The sequence below is a fragment of the Lactiplantibacillus garii genome, from assembly GCF_003885105.1.
In the GTDB taxonomy this organism is placed as follows: Bacteria; Bacillota; Bacilli; order Lactobacillales; family Lactobacillaceae; genus Lactiplantibacillus; species Lactiplantibacillus garii.
Window position 1 is genome coordinate 23997 of the sequence record NZ_QWZQ01000003.1, and the last position, 17414, is coordinate 41410.

Below are 17414 nucleotides of genomic sequence, written 5' to 3' on the forward strand. Positions count from 1 at the left end.
GATTTATAAGGAGTGATTCAAAATGGCCCAGAATGGATTGGCCCGGGAGCTGCCCAAGCAGCATCCTGGTGCAACAACAACCCCGGTACATAAAACCGTCGTAACCCCCAATCCGGCAATCAAAACGCAGCGGGTACCATTTTCTGCGTTTGAAAAATGCCTGTGCGTGACGTTTAGTTTGGTGGTTTTCAGTTTGGCAATTATTCTAGTTTCGACCAACATTGCCATTGGTAATTCGCAGAGTCGCTTACAGACGGTGCAAGCGAAGGTGACCAAGGTGCAGGCTAGCAACACGTCGCACTCGCAAGAGATCAGTGAACTTTCGAGTCGCAGTCGCTTGAACAAGGTCGCCAAGAAGTACGGCTTATCGCTCAACAACGGTAACATAAGGAATGTTTACAAATGAATAATAAGAAACAACGAATGACTTCGAAACGGTCACCGAAACAAAATCGTAGAATCTTTGGCCAATGGCTATTTTTTGGAGCGATCCTCGTATTTGGTGTTTTGAGCATTCGTTTTTCGTATATCGCGATAACCCACCGGGCAAACGGGGTCAACTTAGTCAGTGCCACCAAAAAGCTCTACACGACTGACCAGACGATCACCGCCAAGCGGGGGACGATTTATACGGCCAACGGTGACCCAATCGCCGAAGATACGAGTACGTACACCATCTACGCCATCATGGCGAAAAATCAAAAGGACGCCAACGGTAAAGCCCTGTACGTTAAAAATAACCTGGCGGTGGCCAAGGTCCTGTCTAAATATTTACCAATCAGCTATAAAAAGGCGTTGGCGACCCTTCAAAAGGGAACCGGTAAGTTCCAAATTGAATTTGGGACGGCCGGTAAAAATATTTCACTGACGACTAAGGAGAAAATTCAGGCTCAAAAGGTTTCCGGCCTGCACTTCATTGAATCGGAAGCCCGGCTGTACCCCAACGGAACGTTTGCTTCCCATTTAATCGGGTTAACGAGTTCCAAGGCAGTCAAGGATTCCGAGGCCACCCGCTTAACGGGTTCAATGGGGATCGAATTAGCGTTTAATAAGCAACTGTCCGGGACGGATGGTCGTAAAACGGTGACCAAGAGTGGCTACCAAGGCAGCGTGACTAGCGGTAAAAAGGTCAAAGACGGCGACAACGTCTATACGACTATTGACAGTAAGTTACAAACGCTGTTAGAAACGAAGATGGCGGCGGTCGCGGACAAGGTCAATCCCAAGACGATGACGGCCACCCTGATGAATGCCAAAACTGGGGCCATTTTAGCAACGACGCAACGGCCGACGTTTAACGCGCAGACTAAGAGTGGTTTGAGTAAAATGTGGCGCAACTTACTGGTAGAGGACACTTACGAACCCGGGTCAACGATGAAAGTCTTTACAATGGCGGCGGCAATCAACAGCGGTAATTACAATGCTAACGTTACCGTTCCAACCGGGACTTACAAAATTGATAATAAAGTCGTGCCGGATTGGAACACCAGTGGTTGGGGTAACATCACTTATGCCAAGGGGTTTGCGTTGTCTAGTAACGTTGCCATGGCCCACTTGGAACAAACCATGGGTGCCAAAACCTGGTTAAAGTATATTAAACGGTTCGGCCTCCGTTCGAGTACGAATAGCGGTTTAGCGAATGAACAAACCGGTTCAATCCAGTTTACTTATCCGATTGAACAGGCTGATACTTCATTTGGGCAGGGAATTCAAATCACCGCGATGCAAATGTTACGGGGCTTCACTGCCATCGCCAATCACGGCAAGATGTTGCAACCGTACTTTGTGTCGAAGGTGACGAATCCGAATACCCATAAAACCGTTTATCGGGCTAAACCCAAAGTGGTCGGGCAACCGATTTCGTCTAAAACGGCCTCGCAGGTCCTTAGTCACATGCAGGACGTCGTGTACAAGTCGTACGGGACCGGGACCGCGTATAAGATCAGTGGTTACCGGATTGCGGCTAAGACCGGGACGGCCCAAGTTAGTAACGGGAGTACCTACGAGACTGGGGATGATTCGTACCTCTATTCCGTTGTTGGGATGGCACCAGCTAAGAATCCGAAGTATATTATGTACATTACGATGAAACAGCCCACCTTAAACGGCACTTCCGCGTCCGATGACATGGCAGAGATTTTCAAGACCGTGATGCAACGGGCCTTGGAAGAACAAAAGGCCAGTGAATCGAAGACGGCGACCGTTAAAATGCAAGACCTGACGGGTAAAAGTACCACCGCCGCCGAAAAGGCTGCTAAACAAAGCGGGGTCAAACCGGTCGTGGTCGGTAAAGGGAGTCGCATCGTTAAACAGTCGATTTCCTCCGGCACCGTTCTCTCAAGCGGTCAACGGGTCGTCTTAGTTACCAACGGTCAAATGTACATGCCGAACCTGACCGGCTGGTCGGCCAGTGAAGTCGCGGATTTTGCTGATCTGACCGGATTAAAGCTGGCGACAAACGGTACCGGGTACGTCAAAGCGCAAAGCGTTTCGGCTGGGAACCCAATTGATGCTAAGGAAAGTTTAAGTGTGACACTGAAGTAGTTAACTAAGTTTTAGAATGGAGAATTGTTGTGAGTTTATTATCTTGGGTAGCGACCCTAATTAGCGGGTTTATCATCGTGTTTGCGTTAATGCCGTCTTTAATTCGTTATTTCCGCGCACGTAAAGAGGGTCAAATGATTCGCGAAGAGGGTCCGAAGTGGCACGAAAAAAAGTCGGGGACGCCAACGATGGGGGGGCTATTATTCATTATTGCCATCCTCGTTACCACGTTGTGGGTTGGTTTTTGGCAAGGCCTGATGCAACCAACCACGTGGATCTTAATGTTTATCCTGGTGCTCTACGGGGCGCTTGGCTTTTGGGACGACAGCATTAAATTATGGCGGAAACAAAATGAAGGCTTAAAGGCCTGGCAAAAACTCCTGGGCCAGATTGTAGGGGCGGTTGTTTTCACCCTGGTTTATCAAAATGAACACTTACCGATGGGCCTCCGAATTCCGGGCCTCGGTGACTGGTCACTTGGAATTTGGTACATGGTTTTTGTGATTATTTGGCTAGTTGGGTTTTCCAACGCCGTCAATTTAACCGACGGTTTGGACGGCTTGGTTGCTGGTCAAGCGACGATTGCCTTTGGCGCCTACGCCATCATTGCGTGGTATCAACACCAGTTTAACGTGGCGTTATTCTGTATCGCCGTCGTGGGTTCGCTGTTAGGGTTCTTTGTCTATAACCACAAACCCGCTAAAATCTTCATGGGTGATATGGGGTCGTTAGCCCTCGGGGGTGCCTTAGCGGCGGTTTCGATCCTGGTGCACCACGAATTATCACTACTGATTATTGGAATCATCTTTGTCATTGAAACGGCCTCCGTGATGTTACAAGTGGCGTCGTTCAAACTAACCGGCAAACGGATCTTCTTAATGAGTCCGATTCACCACCACTTCGAAATGAAGGGCTGGAGTGAATGGAAGATTGACATCGTGTTCTGGTCAATCGGATTAGTTGCCGCGATTATCAGTGTCGCAACGATTATTTAATGGTTAATTTTTAGGCGTATCTATGGCGGACTTACAAACCGGTGATACGCCTATTGGCATTTAGTGCATCGCATATTAAAATAACTATATTGTATATTTATCAATAAATTAGGGAGATCTTGGTATATGAAGTCGGTTGAACAGTATCGGAACCAAAAAGTATTGGTCTTAGGACTCGCAAAAAGTGGGGTCAATGCCGCGCGCTTGCTGCATAAGTTGGGCGCGTTCGTCACTGTGAATGACAAGAAGGACTTTGACAATAATCCGGACGCACAGGAATTATTGAGTGAAGGTATCAAGGTAATTACGGGGGGGCACCCGCTCTCCTTGCTCGATGAAGATTTTAAGGTCGTCGTTAAGAACCCGGGAATTCCGTATTCTAACCCAATCGTCAGCGGTGCCATTAAGAAACACATTCCGGTCATCACCGAAGTGGAATTGGCTTCACAGATCCTCGAAGGCGAGCTAATTGGCGTCACCGGGACCAACGGCAAAACGACCACCACAACTTTGATTACCATGATGTTGAACCAGCGTGCAGACGCGGGCAAGGCCTACGTTGCTGGAAACATTGGGGTACCGGCATCCGCCGTTGCCCAAAAGGCCCAGAAGCGCGATACGATGGTGACAGAGCTTTCCAGCTTCATGCTATGCGGAATCGACCAGTTGCACCCGCACATTGCCGTGATCACTAACATTTACTCGACCCACTTGGACTGGCACGGTAACCGGGCCAATTACGTTAAGGCCAAAATGCGGATCACGATGAATCAAACCGCGGACGACTACTTCGTCATTAACTGGGATAGTCAGGAATGGCGGGAACTCAGTCAGCAATCCAAGGCGCAAGTGGTGCCGTTCTCCCGGCAAGGTAATAGCAAGGCCGGTGCCTACGAAGAAGCGGGTAAACTCTACTTCAAGGACGAATACATTATGGATGCTAAGGACATTAAGATCCCCGGCGACCACAACGTTGAAAACGCCCTGGCAGCCATCGTTGTTGCCAAATTACAGGGCGTATCCACTAAGGGCATCGTCCAAGTTCTAAAGACCTTCTCCGGGGTTCGCCACCGGACACAGTACGTGGAAACTTACGAGGGACGCCAATTCTACAACGATTCCAAGGCCACCAACCTCGTCTCAACCGAAATGGCTTTGAAGGGTTTTGATCAACCGGTCGTTTTGTTAGCCGGGGGCTTGGACCGTGGGAACACCTTTGAAAAGATGGCTCCGGCCTTAAAGGACCACGTGAAGACGCTGATCGTCTTTGGTGAAACGGCACAAAAAGTGGCCGATGCCGGTAAACTTGCGGGCATTCAAGACATTGAATTTACCGAAAATTGTGAGACGGCGGTTCCAATCGCTTGGAAACGCAGTGATCCGGGTGACATTATCATTTTGTCACCGGCCTGTGCGAGCTGGGATCAGTACCCGAACTTTGAAGTCCGGGGTGACCGCTACATTAAGGCGATTGAAAAATTAACTGGAAAGGCGGAAGAAAACTAATGCGACTAATGATTTCTGGTGGCGGTACCGGGGGCCATATTTACCCGGCACTTGCCCTGATTGACGCTTTGAAGGCTCACGATAAGCACGCCGAAGTCCTCTACGTTGGGACCCACCGTGGTCTTGAAAGCCGCATCGTTCCCGAACGGGGAATCGATTTTAAGACCATCAAGATCCAGGGCTTCAAGCGTTCGCTGTCGCTACAAAATTTCAAGACGGTTTACCTGTTCTTGAAGAGTGTGGTGACTGCGCGTAAGTACATTAAGGCCTTTAAACCGGACGTCGTGGTTGGGACCGGGGGGTACGTCAGTGGTGCGGTCGTGTTTGCGGCCAGCCAAATGCACATCCCAACGGTGATCCACGAACAAAACTCGGTGGTCGGGGTGACCAACAAGTTTTTGAGTCACTTCGTGGATAAAATTGCAATTTCGTTTGAAAGTGCCCGTTCACAGTTTCCGGAAAAGAAAGTGGTGATGACGGGGAATCCCCGTGCACAACAGGTGGCTAATATTCAAAAGACCGGCGCGTTAAAGGCGTTTGGGTTAAAAGACGACGTGCCCACCGTCTTGATCTTTGGTGGTAGTCGGGGGGCGGCCCGGATCAACGCCGCAACGGCTTCCGCGGTCCCCGAGTTAAATAAGCGGGCGTACCAGACGCTCTTCGTGACCGGTCAGGTGCACTACGACAAAATTATGGATAGTCTTAAAACGACAGCCTTAGCGCCCAATGTTAAGATTGAACCGTACATTAAAAATATGCCGGCCATTTTACCTGAGATTGCCGTTATTTTAGGGCGGGCCGGTGCCACGAGTATTGCCGAAATCACCGCACTGGGAATCCCGTCGATCCTAGTACCAAGTCCGTACGTGACGAACGATCATCAAACTAAGAACGCGCAGAGCCTAGTGAACGCCGGTGCGGCGGAACTAGTTAAGGAAGCGGATCTAACGGCGACGAGTCTACTCAAGGCAGTTGACGGGTTAATGTTAAGTGCTAGTCGGCGTGACGACATGGCGAAAAACGCGAAAAAACTTGGTATGCCAGACGCCGCGGACCAACTGCTCAACGTGTTAGAAACCGTGATTAAGTAGGGCGGTGGACGTCTAAATGAAAGGGTGAGTGCGATGGCCTTCTTTAAAAAATCGCCCCAGGACGGTAAACGGCCGGAACAACTAACCCCTTGGGAGCGCTATCAGCGCCGTGCCGAGGCCAATGATGCGGAATCTAAGCGCCGGCACTTCAGCTGGTTGGGTAAACGGATTCGCATCGGTGACAAGTTGCCCAAGCTAAAGACGCAACGGCGGCGGTTAGTCGCTAAACGAGCGACATTGTTGATCAGTATGTTTCTGATTGGAATCTTGATTGCAGGCTACTTCATTTCCCCGCTGAGTCACGTTCAAAAAGTGACCATTACCGGTACGGACCGTTTGACCCGGAAACAGGTGACCCGGGCCACGCGGATTCAACCGGGGGTCTCGGTTTGGGCCGTTGTTGGTCATGATCAGCGCATTAGTCGCGCGGCCAAGCGGCAAAATCCCCAAATTGGGCGGGTCACGACTAAGTTGGTCGGTTTAAACGCGGTCCATATCAAAGTTCACGAGATTCGCATTGCCGGCTACTTGGTTAACGGTAACCATTACCAGCGGGTACTCGAAAACGGGTTGATCTTAAAAGCCAGTTATTCGCAACCCGGTGGGGGCTCACCAATCTACGCGAACTTTAAAAGTGGTCAGCGGTTGGAAAAAATGATTGCCCAGTACGCCAAGCTACCGTCGGCGGTCAAACACGCCATCTCAGAAATCAAATTTTCACCGACGAAGGGCAACCCTGAACGCGTGCACTTATACATGAACGACGGTAACGAAGTGTACGCAACCATCACCACGTTTGCCAGCAAGATGACGTATTATCCGGGGATCGTGGCGAAGATGAAAACCAAGGGAATTATTAACTTGGAGGTCGGGGCGTATTCAACGCCGTTTAAGAACTAGAAGATTCTCTAAGAATGGCGAATGTGCCCTTTTTAAAAGCGCTTAGGATATGGTAAACTAGGGGTTAACTGGGTATGTAGTTAAAACCTTAAATATTTATATTTATGTAAAGTACTAGGAGGTTCCTCTATTATGGATAATTCAGGAATTTATGTCGGACTTGATATAGGAACCACCTCAATAAAAGTCATTGTTGCTGAACGTGTAAAGGGACAAATGAACGTTATTGGTGTGGGTAGCGAACGTTCTAATGGTTTAAGTCGTGGCGTGATTGTTGATATTGACAAGGCCGCCAGTGCGATTCAATCCGCAGTACGCCAAGCTGAAGAAAAAGCAAGTATCGAAATAAAAAAGGTGATTGCGGGGGTTCCCGCTAACCTGGTAAAAATTGAACGTTGCCGCGGCATGATCGCGGTAGCTGACGAGTCCAAAGAAATTAATAACGAAGATGTTCAAAACGTCGCGGCGGCGGCATTAGTTCAAAGCTTGCCACCGGAGCGTGAGGTGTTGGACGTGATTCCGGACGAATTCGTCGTTGACGGCTTTGACGGGATCAAAGATCCCCGTGGGATGGTCGGCGTGCGCTTGGAAATGCACGGGACCCTCTTCACGGGCCCTAAGACCATCATTCATAACACCCGCAAGGCAATTGAAAAAGCCGGGTTGCAGATCGAACAGATCGTCATTGCACCGTTGGCTTTAAGTTCACTGGTGTTGAACGATGGTGAACAGGACTTTGGTTCCATTATTATTGACATGGGTGGCGGCCAAACAACCGCGGCGGTCATCCACGATCACCAGTTAAAGTATACTTATGTTGATCAAGAGGGCGGCCAGTATATCACTAAGGATATCTCGGTCGTACTGAATACTTCGATTGAAAACGCGGAAAAACTTAAACGGGATTACGGTAATGCCGATGCTCAGCAAGCCGCCGATGATGAAGCCTTTCCAGTCGACGTGGTGGGTCAAAGTACCCCCACCCAGATTAGCGAGCAATACTTAGCAGAAATCATTGAGGCCCGCCTCGACCAGATTTTTGGCAAGGTAAAGCAGCACTTGGACGAGATCCGGGCGCTGGAGTTACCGGGCGGCATTGTTTTAACTGGTGGTGTTGCGGCTATTCCGGGGATCACGGAACTAGCCAGCAAACTGTTTGGAACGCGCGTGCGGGTCTTTACGCCAAACCAGATGGGCTTAAGACATCCGTCGTTTGATGAAGCGTTAGCAGTCATCAAATATCAAGCGGCCTTAAGTGAAGTGGCGTTACTCGTTAAGAGCGCGTTAACTGGTGATACCCGTGCTAGCGTGGCACTCGACTTTTCAGAAACGGTCGATCCAGTTGCCAGTGCACCCCGGACGAGTGCACCTAAAGCGACCCCAACAACCAAACAACAGCCTGAACAAAAACAGGACGATCCAGATCGAAAGGGCGCCTTTGAACGGGTTAAGGGTTTCTTCAACCACTTTTTCGATTAATTAGGATAGGAATGACGGAGGAAAAATTATGGAATTTTCTTTAGATTCAACCCAAAATTCAGGGGCAAATATTAAAGTCATCGGTGTGGGTGGCGGTGGTGGTAACGCCGTTAACCGGATGATTGCCGAAGACGTGAAAGGTGTCGAATTCATCGTCGCCAATACCGACGTTCAAGCCTTACAAACTTCAAACGCCGAAACTAAGATTCAATTAGGACCAAAATTGACCCGGGGCCTCGGTGCCGGGTCCAATCCGGACGTTGGCTCAAAGGCCGCCCAGGAAAGTGAAGAAGCCTTAACGGAAGCTTTACAAGGGGCCGACATGGTCTTTGTCACCGCCGGAATGGGCGGTGGGACCGGTAACGGTGCTGCTCCGGTCGTCGCAAAAATTGCTAAGGATTCTGGCGCATTAACGGTGGGTGTTGTGACCCGGCCGTTTACGTTTGAAGGACCGAAGCGGGCGCGGAACGCAGCGGAAGGCATTGCGCAAATGAAGGACAACGTTGATACGTTGATCGTCATTGCCAATAACCGGTTGCTAGAAATTGTTGATAAGAAGACGCCAATGATGGAGGCTTTCCAAGAAGCCGACAACGTGTTACGTCAAGGGGTCCAAGGGATCTCGGACTTAATTACGTCACCTGGTTACGTTAACTTGGACTTTGCCGACGTTAAAACCGTCATGCAAAACCAAGGTTCCGCGCTGATGGGAATTGGTTCCGCTAGTGGTGAAAACCGGACGGCCGACGCCACTAAGCAGGCCATCTCCTCACCATTACTGGAAGTTTCCATTGACGGTGCCGAACAAGTCTTGCTCAACATTACCGGTGGTCCCGACATGTCGCTTTACGAAGCCCAAGCCGCTTCCGACATTGTTTCGCAAGCCGCGACGACCGACGTTAACATTATCTTTGGGACTTCGATTGACGAAAGCCTGGGTGACGAAGTTCGGGTTACCGTGATTGCAACCGGGATCGACCAGAAGCAAAAAGAATTACAGATGGGCACGACCACGAGTCGGAGTGAAGCCAGCCAACAACGTGGTGGCATGTTTGCCAATAATAACGACCAACAACCCGCCAGTGACGCTGTGAATATGAATCAGAGCCAAGCTTCCGCCAACAATAACGATCCGTTTGGCAACTGGGATATCCGGCGCGAACCAAGCAGCTCACGGCCCGTTAATAATAACAATTCTGAATTTCAAAACGTTGAAAAAACCGACTTTGACGTGTTTAACGACAATGGTCAGGCCGATGACAGCAATAATAGTGACGACAACGGCGATTCATTAGACACGCCACCGTTCTTTAAACGGCGGCGCAAGTAAGGACACTGAAGGGAGCGATTGCAGATGGCCGGAAGATTTAGTTTTAGTAATTTCTTTGGCGTCGGTGACGATCAGTTTGACGATCAGCCGGTTCAGCCTACGCAGGCGGCACCCCAGACGTCAAACCATCAAGCAGCCAACACCCGGACCGCGCCAAAAGTCGTACCCATGCAAGGTGGCAAGTCGGTGAACAGTAAAATTGCGTTGTTTGAACCGAAGATTTATTCGGATGTGAAGGAAATTGCGAGTCAACTATTAAAAAACCAAGCGGTAATCGTGAACTTTGACCACGTTGATGATCAAATGGCACGGCGCATCGTTGATTTTCTAACCGGAACGGTTTTTGCCATTAACGGAGAGATCGAACGAATCGGGGACGAAATTTTTCTATGCATTCCGGAAAACTATGAAGTTTCTGGAAGTACCACTAGTCAATTTAACCCCAACAGTTTATAAGGAGTGAGCGTACTGTTAATCAACATCATTAGCAGGTTGTTTCAGCTTTACCAACTAGCAATCGTGGTCTTTATCCTGATGTCGTGGTTCCCTGGAGCCTATAACACGGGAATCGGGCGCTTCTTGGGCCGAATCTGTGAACCGTTTTTGAGTATTTTTCGGCGGTTCATTCCCGCCATTGCGGGGTTGGACTTTTCACCAATTATTGCGTTATTAGTCCTACAGCTTGCTGAAACTGGCTTGTTTTACCTGTTACAAATGCTCGGATTATATTAAATGAAGTAACGAGGATAGTATCGTGAATGAAAATCTAAAGCAGCATTTTCGCGATAGTGAGGCCCCATTTATTGAACAAGTGACTAGTTGGCTGCGACAAGCGGCTGATCAGTACCGACCAATTTTGACTGCGTTTTTAAATCCACGTCAGGTGTACATTGCTCAGACGATGGTCAACCAGTTAGACGATGTCCGGATGCGGGCGTTTGGTGGATACCCGGGTGCGGAATTGCAACGGCTCTTATTTTACCCCAGCTATTACCAACCCGAAGAAAGTGACTTTCAAATTACGTTGTTCAACGTGGTTTACCCGGTGAAGTTTGCGACTTTGAAACACGGTCAAATTCTGGGTACCTTGGCAAACTCCGGGGTGGAACGTGACGTGTTTGGCGACATCGTTTCGGACGGCAACGAGTGGCAATTCTTCTGCGAAAATGAGATGGCCCAGTATTTTAATGACCAAATTGACCATTTTGGCAAAACGAAGGTCCACCTGACGGCCGTGCCGCTAACCAGTGCCTTGATTCCTGAGGATGATTGGGAATCGGTCACCACGACCGTGAGTTCTTTACGAGCGGATAGTGTGATCAAGGCCGCCTTTAACCTTTCACGGCACCACGCTAAGGAACTGATTGAAGGGGCCAAGGTGCGCTTAAACTGGGCGGATTTACCGAAAGCCGATTACGAGTTAGCGTTGCTGGACATGCTCAGTGTGACCCACTACGGGCGGGTTCGGTTAGCAGAAATCGGTGGCGAAACCAAGAAGGCGCGGTTGCGAATAACGTTAAATATTATTCATAGTAAATAGATATTGGAGGAAATTTAGCATGGTGTTAAGTCCTGATGACATTCATAACAAAGAGTTTTCCACGAAGCTTCGTGGTTACAATATTGACGAGGTAAATGATTTTCTTGAGCAGATCATTAAAGATTACCAAATTACCTTAAAACAGAATAAGGACCTCCAGGAACGTTTAGACGCTAGTGAAGGTAAGCTGAAATACTTCAACGAATTGAAGGATTCTTTGAACCAGTCGATCTTAGTTGCACAGGAAGCTGCGGACAAGGTTAAGACGAATTCAAAGAAGGAAGCCGACATCATTACCCGTGAAGCCCAAAAGCAAGCTTCAGACATTGTAAGTGAAGCAACGGATAAATCGAACCAGATGATCGACGAAGCCTCCCAAAAGGCTAAGCGCTTATCCGTTGAAACTGACGATTTGAAGAAGCAAACCAGGGTCTTCCGGCAACGCCTCCAAGTCATGCTAGAGTCGCAGTTAGAAGTGGTTAAGAGCAAGGATTGGGATCAATTATTAAGCGAAACCAATACGGCGGATTATACCGAAATTCAACACGTTTTAAAGGAAGATAACCTTGACAACGGGAGCAATGCGAGTGTAAACTCAGAAGCAACCGTTGAAATTACCGAAGCAGACAGTGGTGAAACACCGGTTGCCGACGGGGGCGATCAAGCCCAACAACAAACGGTGGTTATTTTCCCAGACGATGATGACAATAATCAAGCCTAATCGTTTGGTAGATTAATTAAATTTTTGAAGAGAACAGCAAACAACTTCGTGATACGTGCAGAGAGTTGCCGGTAATGGAAAGGCGACCGTCCCCCGCTTAGTTGCAGATCATCTCTGAATGTCACCCTGAAACTAGTAGGGGTGGCCGGTTCATGACCGTTAACCATGCTAAGAGAGAATCTAAACAATTCTAAAATTGGGTGGTACCACGATAACTTCGTCCCTTGCCGGACGAAGTTTTTTTGTGTCCTAATTGCTAAAATTGATTGGGTAAAAATATTTAAGGAGTGATCAAATGCGCGTTAAAGATACGCTGAACCTCGGTAAAACCAAGTTTAAGATGCGTGGTAATTTACCAGTTAAAGAAGTCGAACGTCAAGCCGTTTGGGCCGAAAACAAGGTCTACGAACAACGGCAAAAATTGAATGAAGGTAAGCCGAGCTTTATTTTACACGATGGCCCTCCTTACGCAAACGGTGATATTCACATGGGCCACGCCCTGAATAAGATCACCAAGGACTTTATCGTTCGTTACAAGTCCATGAATGGTTTTCGGGCACCGTACGTTCCCGGTTGGGATACGCACGGTTTACCAATTGAACAAAAATTAAAGCAGGCCGGGTACGACCGTAAGAAAATGTCGACCAACGAATTCCGCGAACTTTGCCGCGAATACGCCTTAAAGCAAGTGGACCGTCAACGTGACGAATTCAAACGTTTAGGGGTCGCTGGTGAATGGGATAACCCGTACTTGACTTTAAAACCAGAATTTGAAGCTGCCCAGATCCGGGTCTTTGGTGCCTTTGCCAAACGTCACCTGATCTACCGTGGTAAAAAACCGGTTTACTGGTCATGGTCATCTGAATCCGCTCTGGCCGAAGCCGAAGTTGAATACCACGACGTAACGTCACCTTCCGCTTTTTACGGTGAAAAGGTTATCGACGGTAAGGGCGTCTTAGACGATGATACTTACATGGTTGTTTGGACCACCACGCCGTGGACGATTCCCGCTTCCGAAGGGATCACCGTCGACGCCGGGTTCGACTACGCCGTGGTTCAACCCGCTGGCGACGCGAAGAAGTACGTTCTGGCCGCTGAATTAGTTGATGAGAATGCTGAACGGTTCGGTTGGCAAGACGTTAAGGTCTTGAAGACCGTTAAAGGGGCCGATTTAGACCGCGTCATTTGCCAACACCCGTTCGACGCGGACCGTAAGTTAGTCACGATGCTCGGTGATTTCGTCACCTTGGACTCCGGGACCGGGTTAGTGCATACTGCGCCTGGTTACGGGGAAGATGACTACCGCATCGGGATGAAATACGACTTGCCCGTTTTTGCACCGGTTGATAATAAGGGGTATTTGACGAAAGAAGCCGGCGCTGACTTTGCCGGGGTCTTCTACGATGACGCCAATAAGATTGCCTTAGATAAATTAAAGGCGGCGGGTCTGCTCTTAGACTACATGCCGTACGAACATAGTTATCCGTTTGATTGGCGGACCAAGAAGCCAATCATCTTCCGGGCAACGCCGCAGTGGTTTGCTTCGGTTGGTGACATGCGTGACGAGATCTTGAAGTCCATGGACGACGTGCAGTTCTTCCCGGAATGGGGTAAGAAGCGTCTGTACAACATGATTCGTGACCGGGGTGACTGGGTCATTTCACGGCAACGGGTCTGGGGTGTGCCGCTACCGATCTTCTACGCGGAGGACGGAACGGCCATTATGGATCAGGACACCATCAACCACGTGGCTGAACTGATCGGTAAGTACGGTTCCAACGTTTGGTTTGAACGTGAAGCCAAGGACTTATTGCCCGACGGTTACACCAATGAACATTCGCCTCACGGTAAGTTCACCAAGGAAGAAGACATCATGGACGTTTGGTTTGACTCCGGTTCGTCCCACCAAGGGGTCTTAGCTGAACGGCCGTACCTGGACTATCCGGCCGACCTGTACTTGGAAGGTTCTGACCAGTACCGGGGTTGGTTTAACTCCAGTTTGATCACCAGCGTAGCCGTTTCGGGGCACGCGCCTTACAAACAGGTGCTGTCACAAGGCTTTACCTTGGATAACCAGGGACGTAAGATGAGTAAATCACTCGGCAACACAATTGCCCCAATCGACGTAATCAAACAAATGGGGGCCGAAATCGTTCGCTTATGGGTCGCTTCCGTTGATACCAGCTCCGACGTGCGGGTCTCCATGGAAAGCTTTAAGCAAGTTGCCGACTCCTACAAGAAGTTCCGCAACACCGTGCGCTTTATGTTAGGTAACGTGGCCGACTTTGATCCTAAGGAAAACCGGGTCGCTTACGCTGACTTAGCCGCGGTTGACCAGTACATGGAAGTTCGTTTAAACCAGTTCGTGGCGGAAACGAAGGATCATTACGACCACTACGACTTCTTGGACATCTACAAGAAGTTGATCAACTTCTTAACGGTCGATTTATCCAACTTCTACTTGGACATTGCCAAGGACATTATGTACATTGATGCCGAAGACAGTCATTCCCGGCGTTCGATGCAAACGGTCTTCTACGACGTCTTAGTGGCGTTGACAAAACTGTTTACACCGATGTTGCCACATACGACTGAAGAAATTTGGCCGTTCTTGAAGGAACCGGAAGAATTCGTTCAATTGACCGACATGCCAACCGTTCAAAACTACGCGAACGCCGATGAATTAACCACCCAGTGGACCAAATTCATGGACTTGCGGAGTGACGTTTTGAAGGCGTTGGAAGAAGCCCGGGACGCTAAGTTGATCGGTAAATCCTTGGAAGCTCATTTAGACTTATACGTTGACGATGAAACCCAAGCCTTCCTGGATAGTTTGAACACCAACGTCCGTCAAATGTTAATGGTTTCGGCTTTAGACCTGCACGCGTTAAGCGATGCGCCGAGCGACGCCGAAACGTTTAGCGACAGTGTGGCCATCAAGGTCAGTCACGCGGACGGGGAAGTTTGTGCCCGTTGCCGGATGATCAAGACCGACGTTGGCAGCGACAACGCGTACCCACAACTGTGTGCGCGCTGTGCCCAAATTGTTCGCGATAACTACCCTGAATCAGTGGAAACTGGTTTGGAAGCTTAAAACTACGTATGGGCGGCAAACGTGCTGCGGGTCCGTACTCGCAAATGAATTTTTAGCAGCCGTTGTCATACTGTGACGCAAGTTAAGCGCGTAAATTGCTCTGAAATTTTGGGAGTGATTTACGCGTTTTTGCGTTTGGACCCAATCCTTTTGGGGTTTGGGTTCTTGGTAATTGAATTTTCATGAAAAAATAAGTATGATAATGGAGTAGTAAAATTAGTGAATATATAAAGATAGGATGCTGATGGCAGTGAAAATGATCAAGGTCCACGGTTCCGGTAATGATTTTTATTTATTGGATCAAACTCAATTTCCAGAACCGTTATCTGATGCGGATTTAAAGCAGCTTGCAATTAACATTTGTAAACGGGACGGTGCCGGGTTATACGACGGTGCCGATGGCGTGTTAGTCGTTGACAAATCCGAACATCCCCAAGTACTTGGTCGGATGCGGGTCATCAACGCCGATGGTACCGAAGCGAGCATGTGCGGTAACGGGTTGCGAACGGTCGCCCGTTACCTGGGTACCCAGAATAGTCAGGACGCGTTCAAAGTTCAAACGATGTACGCCGACTTGAAAGTCCAAGCCGTTGACGACTTTGCTAAGCACGTGCCAGCGTTTAGCGTTGAAATTTCGCCGGTATCGTTTGACGCCCAAACGATTGGTATGCACGCCAATAACGAAGCGGCAACGATTATTAACGAAAAAATTCCAGCGCTGTCTGCCGACTTGAAGTTTTCCGCAGTCGCCGTACCGAATCCGCACCTCATTGCGTTTGTTGACCACGAAACGCTAGTGGGTCCCGAGCTTGGGCGAATTGGAAAGTGGATGAACGACGGCAAGAATGCCATTTTCCCAGACGGGGTGAACGTTAGTTTTGTCGAAGTTTTAGAAAAAAATTCGATTTTTGTCCGCACCTTTGAACGGGGCGTAGGCTTTACTAACGCCTGTGGGACGGCCATGTCCGCTTCTTCTTTGATGTACGTGTTGTTACACCAAGAAAGTACCGACTTCAACCAAGAAATTCACGTTACGAACCCCGGTGGGATGGTTAAAACCGTTGTCCACCAAGGAGCCGACGAAGAATACTGGATGGAATTAATTGGCAATGCCACCTTTGTTCGCATCGTGACGCTGCCCGTTGAATCCGCCTTAACGGCTGATTACAGCGCGGCCACCGCGACGGAAACCGGTGAACAGACGGCTTATGAAAATTTTGTAAAGTCCTTAACAACCGCTAAATAGTTTTGAACTGAGGGATGGGGCGTGAGTTCCATCCCTTTTTTGCGGACTTGTTCGTTAAAATTGCCATAATTTGTCCTGGTAACCGGACTGAAAATTGCAATCGGTGGAAAAAATCGGTATCCTTATTGAGAAAGCACACTTCGGAAAGGGGTTCTGGGCATGAATTTTGAAGAACGGGTCCAAAGTCGCCAAACGGTTTTTCAGGGAGGCTTAGTCCAGGTCGAAAAGCAGGAAGTCACGTTACCGGACCAAACCACGGCCACGCGTGAAATCGTGCGCCATCAGCCGGCCATTGCGGTGCTGATGGTGACGGCTGATCAACAAATGATCCTTGAAAAACAGTGGCGGACGGCGACAAACGGGCTGACGCTGGAGATTCCGGCGGGAAAAGTCGAAGCTGGTGAAACCATGGACGCCGCCGCGGTGCGTGAATTAAACGAGGAGACCCGGCTACAAGCAACCAAGCTGACTAGCGTGGCCCAGTTTTACACGTCACCCGGTTTTACCGATGAATTCATGAAACTTTACGTTGCGACGGGGTTAAGTGCCGTCCAAACGGCCCTGCCCCAGGACGCCGATGAGCAGATTCAACTAGAATATCTAGACTTGCCAACGGCGTTACGGCGGGTGACGGCCGGAACGATTCAGGACGCTAAAACGGTCATGGCAATTTGGTACTGGCAAAGTCATCCCGAGTTAGGAGTTGAAGCTTAGTGGCAGATGAAGATCGAATGACCCGCCAACAATATCATCAACGCCGGGCAGCGACTGATCCGGACGTGGATGAACAACCGGGTGATTCGGCGGCGTCGCGCCAAGCGTACGCGGCCGAAAATAACCGGGCACTGGAAGAAGCGAAGACCAAACGTCTAGCTCGGAAACTGAACTGGGTTATTTTAGGTTTGGTGCTGGCCATCATCGTGGTCTTTTTAATATTATTTTTTACCCCATAGGAAAGTAGGATGTAG

The 17414-nt window shown here is 49.2% G+C and carries 16 protein-coding genes and 1 other annotated feature; all 16 genes read left to right on the plus strand.

Features of this window, described 5'->3' with window-relative positions; genetic code table 11:
• Positions 1–22: 22 nt before the first annotated feature.
• The 16 genes from ftsL (at position 23) to D1831_RS01590 (ending at position 17399) form a co-directional block, all read left to right on the plus strand.
• Positions 23–406: a cell division protein FtsL gene (ftsL, locus tag D1831_RS01515; protein WP_125070961.1), complete on the plus strand. Its 384-nt coding sequence runs from the start codon at positions 23–25 to the stop codon at positions 404–406.
• Positions 403–2544 (plus strand): penicillin-binding transpeptidase domain-containing protein, encoded by a 2142-nt coding sequence (locus D1831_RS01520; RefSeq protein ID WP_125070963.1) that lies wholly within the window; start codon positions 403–405, stop codon positions 2542–2544. The genes ftsL and D1831_RS01520 overlap by 4 nt, the downstream gene beginning before the upstream one ends.
• Before the next feature lie 29 nt (positions 2545–2573).
• Positions 2574–3539 carry a phospho-N-acetylmuramoyl-pentapeptide-transferase gene (gene mraY, locus D1831_RS01525; protein ID WP_125070965.1) on the plus strand — a complete coding sequence of 322 codons (966 nt, stop codon included), beginning with the start codon at positions 2574–2576 and terminating at the stop codon, positions 3537–3539.
• A gap of 126 nt (positions 3540–3665) precedes the next feature.
• Positions 3666–5045: a UDP-N-acetylmuramoyl-L-alanine--D-glutamate ligase gene (gene murD, locus D1831_RS01530; protein ID WP_125070967.1), complete on the plus strand. Its 1380-nt coding sequence runs from the start codon at positions 3666–3668 to the stop codon at positions 5043–5045.
• The gene (gene murG, locus D1831_RS01535) at positions 5045–6136 is read left to right on the plus strand and encodes an undecaprenyldiphospho-muramoylpentapeptide beta-N-acetylglucosaminyltransferase (protein ID WP_125070969.1); all 1092 of its coding nucleotides are present in this window, start codon (positions 5045–5047) and stop codon (positions 6134–6136) included. The genes murD and murG overlap by 1 nt, the downstream gene beginning before the upstream one ends.
• A 33-nt stretch (positions 6137–6169) precedes the next feature.
• Positions 6170–7036, plus strand: a complete 867-nt coding sequence (locus tag D1831_RS01540; RefSeq protein ID WP_125070971.1) for a cell division protein FtsQ/DivIB — start codon at positions 6170–6172, stop codon at positions 7034–7036.
• Positions 7037–7168: 132 nt separating this feature from the next.
• The gene (ftsA, locus tag D1831_RS01545; protein WP_125070973.1) at positions 7169–8515 is read left to right on the plus strand and encodes a cell division protein FtsA; all 1347 of its coding nucleotides are present in this window, start codon (positions 7169–7171) and stop codon (positions 8513–8515) included.
• 28 nt (positions 8516–8543) lie between these two features.
• Entirely contained in the window at positions 8544–9845 is a 1302-nt protein-coding gene (gene ftsZ / locus D1831_RS01550; protein WP_125070974.1) for a cell division protein FtsZ, read from the plus strand.
• Positions 9846–9869: 24 nt separating this feature from the next.
• A complete protein-coding gene (locus D1831_RS01555) occupies positions 9870–10301 on the plus strand; it encodes a cell division protein SepF (RefSeq protein WP_125070976.1) in 432 nt (143 codons plus the stop codon).
• Between the two features lie 12 nt (positions 10302–10313).
• The gene (locus D1831_RS01560) at positions 10314–10577 is read left to right on the plus strand and encodes a YggT family protein (RefSeq protein ID WP_125071085.1); all 264 of its coding nucleotides are present in this window, start codon (positions 10314–10316) and stop codon (positions 10575–10577) included.
• Between the two features lie 22 nt (positions 10578–10599).
• On the plus strand, positions 10600–11385 hold the full coding sequence (locus tag D1831_RS01565) for a YlmH family RNA-binding protein (protein ID WP_125070978.1): 786 nt from the start codon (positions 10600–10602) through the stop codon (positions 11383–11385).
• Between the two features lie 19 nt (positions 11386–11404).
• Positions 11405–12106: a DivIVA domain-containing protein gene (locus D1831_RS01570; protein WP_125070980.1), complete on the plus strand. Its 702-nt coding sequence runs from the start codon at positions 11405–11407 to the stop codon at positions 12104–12106.
• A gap of 15 nt (positions 12107–12121) precedes the next feature.
• Positions 12122–12334: a binding site (T-box leader), on the plus strand.
• A 67-nt stretch (positions 12335–12401) separates the two neighbouring features.
• The gene (gene ileS, locus D1831_RS01575) at positions 12402–15200 is read left to right on the plus strand and encodes an isoleucine--tRNA ligase (protein WP_125070982.1); all 2799 of its coding nucleotides are present in this window, start codon (positions 12402–12404) and stop codon (positions 15198–15200) included.
• Positions 15201–15444: 244 nt separating this feature from the next.
• Positions 15445–16446, plus strand: coding sequence for a diaminopimelate epimerase (gene dapF / locus D1831_RS01580; RefSeq protein WP_125070984.1), 1002 nt, complete (start codon positions 15445–15447; stop codon positions 16444–16446).
• A gap of 159 nt (positions 16447–16605) precedes the next feature.
• Positions 16606–17160, plus strand: a complete 555-nt coding sequence (locus tag D1831_RS01585) for an NUDIX hydrolase (protein ID WP_125070986.1) — start codon at positions 16606–16608, stop codon at positions 17158–17160.
• On the plus strand, positions 17160–17399 hold the full coding sequence (locus D1831_RS01590) for a hypothetical protein (protein WP_125070987.1): 240 nt from the start codon (positions 17160–17162) through the stop codon (positions 17397–17399). The genes D1831_RS01585 and D1831_RS01590 overlap by 1 nt, the downstream gene beginning before the upstream one ends.
• Positions 17400–17414: the final 15 nt, after the last annotated feature.

Excerpts from the sequence above, each read along its gene's own strand:
- ftsL (WP_125070961.1), top strand. The coding sequence starts at position 23 with ATGGCCCAGAATGGATTGGCCCGGGAGCTGCCCAAGCAGCATCCTGGT.
- D1831_RS01520 (WP_125070963.1), top strand. The coding sequence starts at position 403 with ATGAATAATAAGAAACAACGAATGACTTCGAAACGGTCACCGAAACAA.
- murD (WP_125070967.1), top strand. The coding sequence starts at position 3,666 with ATGAAGTCGGTTGAACAGTATCGGAACCAAAAAGTATTGGTCTTAGGA.
- murG (WP_125070969.1), top strand. The coding sequence starts at position 5,045 with ATGCGACTAATGATTTCTGGTGGCGGTACCGGGGGCCATATTTACCCG.
- D1831_RS01540 (WP_125070971.1), top strand. The coding sequence starts at position 6,170 with ATGGCCTTCTTTAAAAAATCGCCCCAGGACGGTAAACGGCCGGAACAA.
- ftsA (WP_125070973.1), top strand. The coding sequence starts at position 7,169 with ATGGATAATTCAGGAATTTATGTCGGACTTGATATAGGAACCACCTCA.
- ftsZ (WP_125070974.1), top strand. The coding sequence starts at position 8,544 with ATGGAATTTTCTTTAGATTCAACCCAAAATTCAGGGGCAAATATTAAA.
- D1831_RS01555 (WP_125070976.1), top strand. The coding sequence starts at position 9,870 with ATGGCCGGAAGATTTAGTTTTAGTAATTTCTTTGGCGTCGGTGACGAT.
- D1831_RS01570 (WP_125070980.1), top strand. The coding sequence starts at position 11,405 with ATGGTGTTAAGTCCTGATGACATTCATAACAAAGAGTTTTCCACGAAG.
- ileS (WP_125070982.1), top strand. The coding sequence starts at position 12,402 with ATGCGCGTTAAAGATACGCTGAACCTCGGTAAAACCAAGTTTAAGATG.
- dapF (WP_125070984.1), top strand. The coding sequence starts at position 15,445 with ATGGCAGTGAAAATGATCAAGGTCCACGGTTCCGGTAATGATTTTTAT.
- D1831_RS01585 (WP_125070986.1), top strand. The coding sequence starts at position 16,606 with ATGAATTTTGAAGAACGGGTCCAAAGTCGCCAAACGGTTTTTCAGGGA.